The sequence below is a fragment of the Bacteroidota bacterium genome, from assembly GCA_034723125.1.
GTDB lineage: Bacteria > Bacteroidota > Bacteroidia > CAILMK01 > JAAYUY01 > JAYEOP01.
In genome coordinates this window covers 1-13,876 of sequence record JAYEOP010000212.1, presented here as the reverse complement: position 1 = coordinate 13,876, position 13,876 = coordinate 1, and the positions used below count along the sequence as shown (strand labels likewise).

At 29.1% G+C, this 13,876-nt stretch carries 12 protein-coding genes; 4 read left to right on the top strand and 8 right to left on the bottom strand.

What is annotated here, in order from left to right; genetic code table 11:
• Nucleotides 1–373 precede the first annotated feature (373 nt).
• From htpG to U9R42_06105, 3 genes are all read left to right on the top strand, one after another.
• Nucleotides 374–2,260 carry a molecular chaperone HtpG gene (gene htpG / locus U9R42_06115; GenBank protein MEA3495595.1) on the top strand — a complete coding sequence of 629 codons (1,887 nt, stop codon included), beginning with the start codon at nt 374–376 and terminating at the stop codon, nt 2,258–2,260.
• Between the two features lie 467 nt (nt 2,261–2,727).
• Nucleotides 2,728–3,885 (top strand): methionine aminotransferase, encoded by a 1,158-nt coding sequence (locus U9R42_06110; GenBank protein ID MEA3495594.1) that lies wholly within the window; start codon nt 2,728–2,730, stop codon nt 3,883–3,885.
• On the top strand, nt 3,873–4,649 hold the full coding sequence (locus U9R42_06105; GenBank protein MEA3495593.1) for an amidohydrolase: 777 nt from the start codon (nt 3,873–3,875) through the stop codon (nt 4,647–4,649). Before U9R42_06110 ends, U9R42_06105 begins: the two co-directional genes overlap by 13 nt.
• Nucleotides 4,650–4,757: 108 nt before the next feature.
• On the opposite strand, the gene U9R42_06100 is transcribed toward U9R42_06105, so the two are convergent.
• Nucleotides 4,758–4,946, bottom strand: coding sequence for a hypothetical protein (locus tag U9R42_06100; protein ID MEA3495592.1), 189 nt, complete (start codon nt 4,944–4,946; stop codon nt 4,758–4,760).
• Nucleotides 4,947–5,131: 185 nt separating this feature from the next.
• Here U9R42_06100 and U9R42_06095 point away from each other — a divergent pair, with 185 nt between their 5' ends.
• Nucleotides 5,132–6,409, top strand: a complete 1,278-nt coding sequence (locus U9R42_06095) for a M64 family metallopeptidase (protein ID MEA3495591.1) — start codon at nt 5,132–5,134, stop codon at nt 6,407–6,409.
• Nucleotides 6,410–6,443: 34 nt separating this feature from the next.
• On the opposite strand, the gene U9R42_06090 is transcribed toward U9R42_06095, so the two are convergent.
• The 7 genes from U9R42_06090 to U9R42_06060 form a co-directional block, all read right to left on the bottom strand.
• On the bottom strand, nt 6,444–7,562 hold the full coding sequence (locus U9R42_06090; GenBank protein MEA3495590.1) for an ABC transporter permease: 1,119 nt from the start codon (nt 7,560–7,562) through the stop codon (nt 6,444–6,446).
• A gap of 11 nt (nt 7,563–7,573) precedes the next feature.
• Nucleotides 7,574–8,680 (bottom strand): ABC transporter permease, encoded by a 1,107-nt coding sequence (locus U9R42_06085; GenBank protein MEA3495589.1) that lies wholly within the window; start codon nt 8,678–8,680, stop codon nt 7,574–7,576.
• Nucleotides 8,681–8,695: 15 nt separating this feature from the next.
• Nucleotides 8,696–9,424 (bottom strand): ABC transporter ATP-binding protein, encoded by a 729-nt coding sequence (locus tag U9R42_06080; GenBank protein MEA3495588.1) that lies wholly within the window; start codon nt 9,422–9,424, stop codon nt 8,696–8,698.
• A 392-nt stretch (nt 9,425–9,816) separates the two neighbouring features.
• Nucleotides 9,817–10,827, bottom strand: coding sequence for an ABC transporter ATP-binding protein (locus tag U9R42_06075; protein ID MEA3495587.1), 1,011 nt, complete (start codon nt 10,825–10,827; stop codon nt 9,817–9,819).
• Nucleotides 10,824–11,705 (bottom strand): HlyD family efflux transporter periplasmic adaptor subunit, encoded by an 882-nt coding sequence (locus tag U9R42_06070; protein MEA3495586.1) that lies wholly within the window; start codon nt 11,703–11,705, stop codon nt 10,824–10,826. The genes U9R42_06075 and U9R42_06070 overlap by 4 nt, the downstream gene beginning before the upstream one ends.
• A gap of 20 nt (nt 11,706–11,725) precedes the next feature.
• Complete coding sequence (locus U9R42_06065) at nt 11,726–13,015, bottom strand: TolC family protein (GenBank protein ID MEA3495585.1); 1,290 nt, start codon at nt 13,013–13,015, stop codon at nt 11,726–11,728.
• Complete coding sequence (locus U9R42_06060; protein MEA3495584.1) at nt 13,012–13,626, bottom strand: TetR/AcrR family transcriptional regulator; 615 nt, start codon at nt 13,624–13,626, stop codon at nt 13,012–13,014. Before U9R42_06060 ends, U9R42_06065 begins: the two co-directional genes overlap by 4 nt.
• Between the last annotated feature and the right edge of the window lie 250 nt (nt 13,627–13,876).

Below are 13,876 nucleotides of genomic sequence, written 5' to 3'. Positions count from 1 at the left end.
TGGCTAATTATCAATATCTTGCCACAAAGACACCAAGGCACAAAGTTGCACTAAGAAAAAATACATAATATAACAGTCAGATAATAAATATGTTAGCACACAGAATTATTATGCGAAACTTGAGTTAGTTATTAAAACGAAACTTCTGTTTAACTTGATAATGCAAATCTATACTTCGGCTGGTCTTGATTTGAATCTTGATACTATGTTTAACGTATTGATTATTATTCGTTTACACAATACAGCAAAATGCAGTTTATGACCGTTCAGCATATAAATCTGCCAAAATGCCATATCATTTTCTGACGGCATGTTTGTTGTAAAATCCTGCGTGATTTAATTGATAAAATAAAATTTAAAAAATAATTTATTTATGAAACAAGGTAAACTTAGCGTAGAGACACAAGATATTTTTCCGTTGATAAAAAAGTTTTTATACACTGATCAGGAAATTTTTTTAAGAGAATTGATTTCAAATGCTACAGATGCAATCCAAAAATTAAATGTATATGCTTCAAAAGGTGAATATGAGGATGAGGTAGGAAAACCTAAAATTGAAATAAAACTTGATGAAAAGCAAAAAACATTGACGGTAATTGACAATGGAATTGGAATGACAGCAAAAGAAATTGAAGAATATATTAATAAAATTGCTTTTTCGAGTGCTGGAGAGTTTTTGAAAAAATACGAGGACAAAGAAGGTAAAAATAAATTAATAGGACATTTTGGACTTGGTTTTTATTCTGTTTTTATGGTTGCTGATAAAGTAGAAATAATTACTAAATCTTATAAAAAAGATACAGAAGCTGCAAAATGGACTTGCTCAGGAAGTATTGATTACAAAATAACAGCATCACAAAAAAAGACTAGAGGAACTGAAATAATACTTCATATTTCAGATGATGCTAATGAATATCTTAAGGAGTTTAAAATAAATGAATTGCTTGAGAAATATGCTAAATTCATGCCTTTTGAAATCTTTTTTGGTACTGAAACAGTAAAAGAAAAAACAGGAAAAAAAGACAAGGACGGAAAAGACATTGAAAAAGATGTAGAAAAACCACGTGTAATTAATAATACGAATCCGATATGGACAAAGTTACCTAAAGAAATTAAAGAAGAAGAGTATAAAAACTTTTATAGTGAGTTATATCCAATGTCCCAGCCTCCTTTATTTTGGATACACCTTAATGTTGATTATCCTTTTAAGCTTACAGGAATTTTATATTTTCCCAAAGTAAGTAGCAATATGGAGCTTCAGAAAAATAAAATAAAATTATACAGTAATCAGGTTTATGTAACAGATACTGTTGATGATATTGTTCCTGAGTTTCTAACTTTACTTCATGGAGTTATCGACTCACCGGATATTCCTTTGAATGTTTCAAGAAGTGCTTTGCAATCCGATAAAAATGTAAAAAAAATAAGCAGTTATATCATAAGAAAGGTTTCTGAAAAATTACAAAAGTTGTTTAAAGATGATCGTAAAAATTATAATGAAAAATGGAATGACATAGGTGTTTTTGTAAAATATGGAATGCTTACTGATGAAAAATTTTATGAAAAAGCTGAAAAATTTGTCCTTTTTAAAGATGTTGATGACAACTATTTTACTTTTGATGAATACAAGAAAAAAACTGAAGTAAACCAAAAAGATAAAGATAAAAAAACTATTTGGCTTTATACATCCGATAAAGAAGAACAGTATTCATACATAGAGCAAGCAAAGAAAAAAGATTACAATGTTTTAGAATTTAACGAAGTAATAGATAGTCACTTTATAAATACACTTGAGCAAAAACTTGAAAATATTCAAATCAAACGAATAGACGCAAGTTCTGTTGACCAACTTATTAATAAAGATGAAAAGAAAGAATCTGTACTTGGGAAAAAAGCTCAGGAAAGTCTTACTGAAATCTATAAAGAGGTAATAAACAATGATAAAGTTATTGTAAAAACAGAATCTCTTTCACCTGATGAACCTCCTGTGGTTATTACTGAGGATGAATTTATGAGACGTTTCAGTGAAATGTCGAAACTTGGTGGCGGAGGTATGATGGGAATGGGTGATATGCCAACAACATATAATATTGTTGTTAACACAAATCATGAGTTTGCAAAAAAGATTGTTGATGCAAAAGAGAAGAACGATAAAACCCAAATTGCAAAACAACTTTATGATTTAGCTCGCCTTTCTAAGAATATTTTGAAAGGAAAAGAACTGACTGATTTTGTTGGCAGAAGTATGAAGTTTATATAATACTAAACCGCTATTAAGATGCTGATTAAGAAAATAAATTATTTTTGTTTTGTTTTTCTTCACAAAATTCTTGCATAGCTATGGCTACGGAATAATTTTTTGAATAAAAACAGGGCGAAAAGAAATGTTTTATTTTCAGTATCTTGATGGTGGTTTAGTATAAGTCCTCATAATTCATATTCTTTCAAAAAATGAAAGCACATCATCTTTTTTGTAGTGATGTGCTTTTTTTGTCTAAAAATTATATAACTTAGCTTTTTTTTATTTTTAACTTTAAATAATAAATATAGCTATTTCAGTTTTTGGAAAAAAATATTAATGTAAGATTTTGCATTTATAAGGTATAGAATTTGAATATATGAGTGCTATTTTAATTTTGCACATTATTATTTAAGATGAAAGAATAAAATAAAAATTAAAGAAATTCGTAAGTATAAAAGAGGTTTTTTAAATATATAAAATATATTATGGTACAATTTTCCGGAAGGATAAATTCCAAACTAAGAGGTTTTAATGATAGCATTTTTGCAGTAATGTCAACTTTGGCAAAAGAAGAAAATGCCATCAACCTTTCTCAAGGATTTCCTGATTTTAATTGCCCCGCAGAACTTATTGAGTTGGTTAACAAATATATGAAGGAGGGGAGAAACCAATATGCCCCAATGCCGGGTTATATAGGTTTAAAGGAAAAAATTGCAGAAAAAATAGAGAAGCTTTATTCAACAAAATATAATCCTGAAACTGAGATTGTTATTACAGCAGGTGCTACTCAAGCATTATACACAGCTATTTCTTCTGTGGTAAAGGAAGGGGATGAAGTGATTCTTTTTGAACCTGCTTACGATTCATATTTGCCAGCAATATTGATGAATAAAGGAGTTCCCAAATATGTTAAAATGGAACCTCCTGAATATAAAATTGATTGGGAATTAGTAAAAAGACTCCTTAACAGCAAAACAAAAATGATAATAATTAATACTCCTCATAATCCTACAGGGAGTATTTTAAACGTTCAAGACTTGTTAAAACTTGATAAAATTATTAATGACAGGGATATTGTAGTTTTAAGTGATGAGGTTTATGAACACATAATTTTTGATAATTATGAGCATCAAAGTATTTGTCGTTTTCCTTCATTAGTTAATAAAAGTTTTGTTGTTTCTTCTTTTGGAAAAGTTTATCATACAACCGGTTGGAAAATGGGCTACGTTCTTGCTCCTGAAAAATTATTAAAAGAATTTAAAAAAGTTTTTCAGTTTTTAATGTTTGCAGCACCTACTCCTTTACAATATGCTTATGCCGATTTTTTAGATAACGAAAAACATTATTTAGAGTTAGGGGATTTTTATCAAAAGAAAAGAGATCTTTTTATGGAAGGAATAAAAAGCTCGAGATTTGAAATAATACCTTCGTCAGGCACCTATTTTCAATGCCTTGATTATAGTAAAATTACTGAAGAGAATGACCGTGATTTTGCTAAAAGACTTACAAAAGAAAGTAAAATTGCTTCAATTCCTGTTTCTTCGTTTTATCATAAAAAAGATGATGAAAAAATACTAAGATTTTGTTTTGCTAAAGAAGAAAAAACATTAGAAAAAGCAATTGAAATATTATGCAAGATATAAATGCCGCACTTGTACAACTTGACCTTGTATGGGAAAACAAAAAAGCTAATCTAGAAAAATTTGATAAAATTTTTGCAAATGAAATTCCTGACAAAACCGACCTAATAGTTATTCCTGAAATGTTTACTACAGGCTTTAGCATGAACCCCGAAAAAAATGCTGAAGAAATGGATGGTGCCACAATGCAATGGATGAGCAAACATGCAAAAGAAAAGAATGCAGTTATTACCGGTAGCATAATTATAAGCGAAAACAATAATTTTTACAACAGGTTAATTTGGATGAGACCTGATGGTACTTATGAAACTTATGACAAAAGACATCTTTTTACTCTTGCCGGAGAACAAAACCATTATCAAGCTGGTAACAAAAAATTAATTGTTGATTTTAAAGGTTGGAAAGTTGCTCCATTTATTTGTTACGATTTAAGATTTCCTGTTTGGATAAGAAATAAAGAAGATTATAACCTAATAGTACTTGTAGCTAATTGGCCACAAAGAAGAGCCTTGCAATGGGAGAGTTTGCTTTTTGCAAGAGCCATTGAAAATCAATCGTTTTTACTTGCAGTAAACAGGATAGGAAATGATTTCAACGATGTTTATCACACAGGTGAAAGTATGGCAATAAGCCCTATCGGGAAATTTATAATAAAAGCTACAGATATTGAAACAGTTTTGCATGTAAAAATAAGTGCTCAAGACCTAATGAAAGCACGTAAGCAAATGCCATTTTTGAATGACAGAGATAATTTTGAGATTGTTTAACATTTTTTAGAAAACAGCTAATCTTGTTCTGATATGCTGACTGCCAGAGTGTGAAGTCTTAGACATGAAATTTTAAGCTATATGAATTGCTTTTAGTTATTCAAACTATTACAATTCTCTAAGAATATTTACTTCTTTTTCACTCAAAGTTGTTAATTCAATAATCTCGGAATTTGAATAACCTTTATCAATCATTTTCAATGCAGTTTTTCTAATTCCTTTTTCAATTCCTTCTTTTCTTAACATTTGAGCTGTAGAAACAAATTGCTGTTCTGCTTGTGTTGATATAGTTTCCATACTTTCTCTATATTTTTCAGGGCTAATTTTTGTCGCATTCAACTTATCATGCAAATATACAACATTTTTAATTCTATTTCAAATTTATGTAAATTTCAACACTTCAATTTTTGAAATTGCACTACCTTTGATTCTTAGAATTTCACTGTTATTTGATTATCTATTTTTAATAAATTTTTATTTTCATGAAAACAAAAATAATACCTCTGCTGGTTTTTGTAGCATTTCCTTTTTTAATTTTAGGACAAAATAACTTTGACAAATATTTTAAAGAACAATCATTAAGGATAGAATATTTCATAAAGGGAAATATTGATTCTGAATCTGTTAGGCTTAAAGGTTTTAAAAAAGATCCTTTTTGGGGTGGAACAAAAGTAAATTTAATTGATAGTTTTTTATACGGAACATATCGCCTTCATGTTTACGATAAAGCTTCAGGTAAATTAATTTACACTAGCGGTTTTTGTGATATGTTTGAGGAATATAGAACAACCTCTAAGGGTAAAACTGAAATAAAAGAATTTGAAGAAGCCTTTGTAATCCCTTTTCCTAAAAAAGCTGTTGTTGTTAAACTTTTTTTAAGGGATAAAGAACATAAACCGAATTTGATTTTAAATTTAGAATTTTCTTCTGACACTATTAAATTTCAAGAAAATATGTATGCAGGAATTGATACTATAAATTTATTCTATTCAGGTGCTTCAGCAACAAATGTTGATATTGCTATTTTAGCAGAAGGTTATACAAAAGACGAAATGGAAAAATTCAGAAAAGATGCAACAACTTTTGTGAAAAATATGTTTAGCTATCATCCTTACGAAAATTATAAAAAGAACATTAATATTTGGGGGGTAATATCTCCATCAATAGAAAATGGAACAGACATTCCTCAAAATGCATTGCTCAAAGAAACAATTTTAAATTCAAGCTTTAATACTTTTGAAAGCGAAAGATATTTACTTACCGAAAGTTATTTTACTGTTAAAGATATTGCTTCAAATGTACCTTACGATAATATTTTTATTCTTGTAAATTCTTCAAAATATGGAGGAGGGGGAATTTATAACTTTTATTCAATTGCAACAAGTGATAATAAATATGCATCTTTTTTACAAAATCATGAATTCGGACATGCATTTGCCGGATTAGCAGATGAATACGAAGGTAATGTTTCTTATGAAAATTTTTTCTCAATTGAAGTTGAACCATGGCAACCAAATATTACAACTTTAGTTGATTTTGAAAAAAAATGGAAAGATTTAATTGATAAAAAAACTAAAATCCCTACTCCAAAGATTAATAAAAATGAAAATAAAATAGGTGTTTATGAAGGTGGTGGATATCTTTCCGAAGGTGTTTATCGACCTTTTATGGACTGTACTATGCGTTCAATTTCTGAAAATAACTTTTGTCCAATTTGCCAAAGAGCTATTTCACAGATGATTGAGTTTTACTGTAAATAGCCCCCCCCTTAACTCGCATCATGTATCCCTTTTCCTATGAAACTTTTTTATATCTAAATGTTGCTATACTCAAAATCACAACTGCATAAATGCACAATGTAAAAAACTCCTTTTGAAAATGTCTAAATTCAGAACCTTTGAGTAAAATCATTCTTATAATTTGCATAAAATAACGAATAGGATTTATTACAGTTAGCTTTTGAGCCCAAGCAGGCATGGTTTCAATTGGAGTAAATATTCCGCTGGTAAGGATAAATATTAATAAAAAGAAAAATGAGATAAACATTACTTGTTGTTGTGAATCTGAAATTGTTGATAAAAACAATCCTATTCCCAATGCAACTAAAAGATAGACAGCACCAACAGCAAACAACAAAGCAATATTTCCTACTATTGGCAAACTAAAAAATATTTTACCAATAAGCAACCCAAAAGCAAGTTCAAATAAAGCAATAATCCAAAAGGGTAATAACTTCCCTATCATAAACTGATATTTTTTAATTGGAGTAACATTTATTTGCTCAATTGTTCCCATTTCTTTTTCACGCACAATATTTAAAGCCGTTAAAAACATCCCGACAACGGTAACTAAAATAACCAAAATACCTGGAAGCATATATATCTTGTATTTCATCTGAGGATTATACCAAAACGAATAATTTATATTAATTCTTTTTACAGCTTTTAAAGTAGTAATATTTTGCATTTCCATAACAATATCACCATTGAATTGCCGAATTATTGAATTAGCATAAACGTTTGTAATTCCGGCAGTCATACCATTAATTGCATTTATTAAGATTTGTATTTTACTATGGTTTTCTTTAAGTAATTTTTTTTCAAAACCTTTGGGGATATGCACTATAATATCAGCATTACCTTTAATTATTTCTTTTTCTCCTTTTGCTAAATCAAATACTCCTCCTTTGACATGAAAGAAAGGTGATGCATCAAATTTACTAATCATTAAACGTGATGTAGAAGACAAATCTTTGTCAACAACAAAAATATTAATATTTTTCATTTCCAATGTTGCACAATTTACCAAAATAACAAGCTGTATAATTGGCATTATAAAAATGATAGGCAACATTGTTTTGTCCCTAAAAATTTGAATAAACTCTTTTTGAAGTATGTATAAAATCGTTCTCATTAAAAATTTATTTACTCAAGTCTTTGTTTGAATTTTTTAACACTTAAAATTATAAAAACCAAGGTCATTCCGAGAAGTATTGCAGTTTCTTTCCACACAAACATAAATCCTACACCTTTGAGCATAATATCTTTTAGTATTGAAATAAAATATCTTGGTGGCATAAAAAGACTAAACCATTGTAAAACATTGGGCATATTTTCAATTGGATAAATAAAACCCGATAGCAGAATTGATGGTAGCATTAAAGCAAACATTGAAATAAACATTGCTATTTGTTGACTTTTTGATACTGTTGATATCAGAATCCCCAGTGACAGTGCCATTGAAATATATAGTAATGATTCAGCAAGAAGCAACACTATATTGCCTTTTACGGGAACATCAAAAACCCAATTTCCAAGAATGATAATAACAACAGCATTTATAAATGAAAGTAGCACATAAGGAGTTACTTTGCCAAGAATTATATGTATCGGTTTTAGTGGTGAAACGAGTAACACTTCCATTGTTCCCATTTCCTTTTCTCTTGCAATAGAAACAGAGGTCATCATAGCAGAAATTAACATTAAAATTAAAGCAATAGTGCCGGGAATAAACATATAAGCTCCCTTAAGATTTTCGTTGTAAAGCATACGCACTACAGGCTTTATCTGCATTGGCGATTTTATATTTATATTCTCATTCTGCACATAAGTCTGAATTATTGCTGTTGCATAGCTTACAACCATATTTGCACTATTGGGATCCGATGCATCAGCAAGTATTTGAATATTTGCAATTTTTTCTTTTTCAAGATTTTTTGCAAAATTATCTTCAAAAACAATAACTACTTTTGCACTGCCACTCTTAAGGCTTTCTCCAATTTCTTTCTCATTACTTATGTTTTTTGTAAGTAAAAAATAACCTGACGATAATAATTTTTGGACTATTTCATTAGTAACATTATCTTTTGATTTATCATAAACTGCAATTTTTGCATCCCTGATTTCATTAGTAATAACAAAACCGAAAACAAGAATTTGAGCAATTGGCATCCCAAAGATTATTAGCAGTGTTCTCACATCTCTAAAAATGTGAAAAAACTCTTTTTTTACAAAACCCCAAAAACGTTTCATCTTATTTTTTCAAAATTAATTTCTTGCCAGTTTAACAAAAACCTCATCCATATTTTCCGCATTATGCTTTTCCTTCAAATTGCCGGGTGTATCCAATGCTTCAATTCTACCATCAACCATTATAGAAACTCTATCACAATACTCAGCTTCTTCCATGTAATGTGTTGTAACAAAAACTGTTATACCATTGTTTGTAGCTTCATAAATTAAATCCCAAAACTGTCGTCTTGTTACAGGGTCAACACCACCTGTTGGTTCGTCAAGAAAAACTATTTTAGGTTGATGAAAAATAGCAATGGAAAAAGCAAGCTTTTGCCTCCAGCCCAAAGGAATATCAGCAATCAGTTTATCTTTTATCTGTGAAAAATCAAGTCTTTCAAGTAATTGTTCCGTTTGTTTTTTTATCACTTTTCTTTTTAATCCATAAATTCCACCAAAAAAACGAATATTTTCAATTACTGTTAAATCTTGATACAATGAGAAAAATTGACTCATGTATCCAATGTTCTTTTTTATTTTTTCTCTCTGCTTATAAACATCAAATCCTGCAACACTAATATTACCTGAAGTTGGATACGATAAACCACACAAAACTTTAATAGCAGTTGTTTTGCCTGCTCCATTTGCTCCTAAAAAGCCAAATATCTCGCCTCGATAAACCTCAAAAGTTAAATTATCGTTTGCAGTAAAACTACCAAATTTCTTTGTCAGGTCTTTTACTTTTATGATGACTTCTTTATTCATATTTTTTTTATTAAGAAGTACTTAGAGTGCCTAAAGTACTTAAAGTGCCTAAAGTTATCCAAGTAATCAACTGCCTTATAATTTTTAAACATTTTTAACATCAATTTTTTTTTATTAAGAAGTACTTAGAGTGCCTAAAGTACTTGGAGTGCCTAAAGTTATCCAAGTAATCAACTGCCTTATAATTTTTAAACATTTTTAATATCAATTTTTTTTTATTAAGAAGTACTTAGAGTGCCTAAAGTACTTGGAGTGCCTAAAGTTATCCAAGTAATCAACTGCCTTATACTTTTTAAACATTTTTTAATTCAAATTTTTTACACAACATTTTTATTCGTAACACTAACTTTAGGTACTTTAGGCACTTTCTTCGTAACACTAACTCTAAGTACTCAAGGCACTTTAAGTACTTTAGGCACTTTCTTCGTAACACCAACTCCAAGTACTTTAGGCACTTCTTCCTCTCTTCCCATTAAATCCATAAAACAATCTTCAATATTTGCTTTTGTCTTTTCAATTTTTATTTTTTTATTTCCTTTTTCAATAAGATATTTTTCAATTTCATTAATATTTTCAACTTCTCCACCTTTTTCAATGTAGTGAACAGTCTGTCCGAAAGGTAAAACTGAATCTGTTTTTTTAAAGATTCTTAAGTCATTTAGCAGTTTGTAAATATTATCTGCACGAATTGACAAAATTTCTTTTTCAAAACCATTAATTATATTTTCAGGTTTATCAACCGTCATTAGTTCAGCCTTTTGAATAAGAGCAACACGGTCGCATTTGCTTGCTTCGTCCATATACGGAGTTGACACAACTATTGTAATCCCAATTTTTTTCAAAATTTTAAGCATTTCCCAAAATTCCACTCTTGAAACAGCATCAACACCTGTTGTGGGTTCATCAAGAACAAGCACTTTGGGTTTATGAATTAATGCACAAGACAAAGCAAGTTTTTGTTTCATTCCTCCCGATAATTTCCCTGCAAGTCGTTTTTTAAATGGTTCTATTTGAGAATAAATATCTTTTATTAAATGGTAATTTTCCTTTACTGTTGTCCCGAAAATTGTAGCATAAAAATTCAGGTTTTCTTCAACGCTTAAATCAGGATAAAGAGAAAACCTTCCCGGCATATATCCAATTAACTTACGAATTTTTTTATATTCTGTAACCACATCAAATCCTTCAACACTTACTTCACCTTTATCAGCAAGCAAAACAGTTGTAATTATTCTAAAAAGTGTAGTTTTTCCTGCACCGTCAGGTCCAATAAAACCAAATATTTCGCCCTTGTTCACTTCAAATGAAACATTTTTTAAAGCTACTTCCTCATCATAGCTACGACTTACATTATGAACAATTATACTTTTATTTTTATTCATCTGCTCACTGAATTTCTTCATTCAAAATCAATTTCTCCCGGCATCCCGATTTTTAACCTTCCATCATTTTTAACAATTATTTTTACTGCATAAACCAAATCAACTCTTTCTTCTTTAGTTTGAATAATCTTTGGTGTAAACTCTGCCTGTGATGATATCCAACTTATTTTTCCGCTAAGTTTTTGATTTTCTTTTTTTGATTTATCAATAAAAACATCAACCTTTTGCCCGATTTTTATATTTGGCAATTGATTGCCACTAATATAAACCCTCAAAAACATTTCTGAAATGTCAGCAATTTTATACAAGGGTCTTCCAATACCTGCCATTTCTCCTTGCTCCACAAACTTTGTTAAAATTGTTCCTTTAACAGGATTTATCATCTTACATTTTTCAAGTTGGAATTTTACTATTTCTTTTTGTTTTTGAAGTACCTCTATTTCTTTGCTTATAGAATTTCTTTGAGTATTTACTGATTTTATTCTTGAGTTAATGATTCTAATTTCTCCGTCAATTTTATCAAGTTTTTGCTTTGGTGCTGCTTTGTCTTTTACAAGTTTTTCAAGCCTTCTTTTTTCCGTTAAAAAAACTTTTTTCTGTTCTTCAAGAACATTCACTTGAGAAACAATATTCTCAAATTTTGTTTGAATAGCATTTTTTTGTGCTACTATTTGTGATAGTTTTAACGAAAGTTGCATAGTATCAATCAGCCCTATTTTTTGACCTTCTTTCAAAAGTTCTCCTGAATTAATATACAGCTTTAATATCTTCCCATTTGCTTCTGCCGATACAATAATTTCTTTTGCTTCAAAATTTCCGTAAGCATCAGATTCTTGTTCGTTATTTCTACATCCTGACAACAGTATCAAAGCAATTAATGTTAAATTTATTATTTTCATAATTTTTTAATTTTTCTTTTTTACAAAACTCCTTTTATCATCATGAAATTAATTCTCGCCTGCTCAAGCTGAACTTTATGAATTGCCAATTTCAACTTTGCCTGTATCTCTGCATTCAATTCGGTCAAATATTCAGATGAGGTAATTGTTCCGTTTTTTAACTTTGAAGAAGCAACTTTTTTTACTTTTTCTTTCAGTTCAATTATATCCTTATCTTTTAAAATTAATTTTTCAAATTTTTCAATATCATTTGTCTGATAATCAAGTGCTATTTTTATGTTTTTATCAAAATTTTTCTCCTTACAATCCAACACATCTTTATTTAGTTTCATAATTTCTTGTTCATATTTGTTTTGTTTCCAATCCCAAATATTCCAATTCATTTTAACCCCCACAAAATAAAATTCACCAAATTCGTTACTTAAAAAATTCAATCCGGGTTTGCCATAACCAAGTTGACCAAAAGCAAATAGTTTCGGATTTTTCTTTGACTTTATAACTTCTATTCCTGCATTTATTTTTTGCTTTTGCAAATTAAAAAGTTCCTTTTCGGGACGCTTAGTAATTTCATAATTTTCATTTTGCAAAAAATTATTCTTAGTATTTTTTTCTTCAAATACTGTATTCTCAGTTATTTCAAGAGATGTTATTTCGGAAAGTGCATCTCTGAGATTTTTTAATTTACTCTTTATTTCAATTTCGTTTTGCTCAACCTTTATAATTTCTGCTTGTAAAACATAAACATCCGATGCTATTAAAACACCATTCTTTATCCCTGATTCAATAACTTTTATTTTCTCATCAAGGTCTTTTTTTAATAAATTAATAAGCTCTAAATTTTCATTTAACAACAATATTGAAAAAAACAAATTATTTATTTTTTCCTTCAATTTAAACTTTTCGATATTGAGCTTTTGGATGTCAATGTTCATATTTACATTGTGTAGCTCCTTCATTTTTTTTGTTATTCCACCATCATAAATTATCTGACTAAGGTCAAAAGTTGCCTGATACTGATCTTGCGAAGGTGCATCAATATCAATAGGAAAAGGTAATCCGCTAAGGTCAATTGAAGTTACTTCCGATTGATAAGTTGCTTTTGCATTTAAATCAAATTGAGGTAAATAGGTAGCATTTGCTTTTTGAATATTCAATTCATTTGTCTTTTTGTACAATTCTTCCGTAGCAGATAAAGAAAAATTATTTTCCGCAAATTCATAGCATTTTTGCAAATTTAAAGTGTCTGTTTTTTGAGCAAATAAAAAAGTACTCAAAAAACTAAATATTAATAAATAAACTAACTTTCTCATTTTACTTTTATTGAGTTTATTACAAAATCTGCCAATTCTTTTTTTCTGCTGATAAGAAAAGAATGAAAATCATCTTCTGACATTTCAAAAATTCCTTTTAATAAAGGCTCAGCAACAATAGGAAAAACACTTAGTGAAATCATATTTATTAACAACTGTGAAGGCTTTATATCAATTATATTCCCATTTTTATGCTCCTGTTCTACTTGTTTAAAAAAAATATTTTTTAAAGTACTAATATTTCCTTTTAAAAATTTATTCAGCAATAGTTCCGGATTCATGTTTAACTCGTGTAAAATAAATTCGGGCAAATAAGGATTTGATATTAAAAAAGAAATATAATGTTCAAAAAATAGTTCAATTTTTCCAAACAACTCCTTTTCCGAATCGAACAATCCTGCTAACATAGGAAGCATTTTCAAAAGACTTTCTTCAAAAACAGTGTAAAAAAGAGTTTCCTTATTTCTAAAATAATAATGAAGTAAAGATTTATTAATTCCTGCCTCATCAGCAATTTCCTGCATTCGTGTCCCTGACATCCCTTTTTTTATAAATACATTTTTTGCAGCATCAAGTATTCTCTTTTCAGTATCTAATTGTTTTTTATCCATTTTTTCCAAATATTAACCACAAGGTTTAATCAAACGGTTTAACCGAATGGTCAAAGATAAAATGATTTTATATTGTAAGCAAATATTTTAGCAAATTTTGTAAAACAAGCTTTTACTTTCTTCCAGTTTCCAAAGCCATTTTCTAATTATAAACAGATGAGAAGTGAGAGGTGAGAAGTGAGAGGTGAGAAGTGAGAGGTGAGAAGTGAGAAGTGAGAAGTGAGAGGTGAGAGGTGAGAGGTGAGAAGTG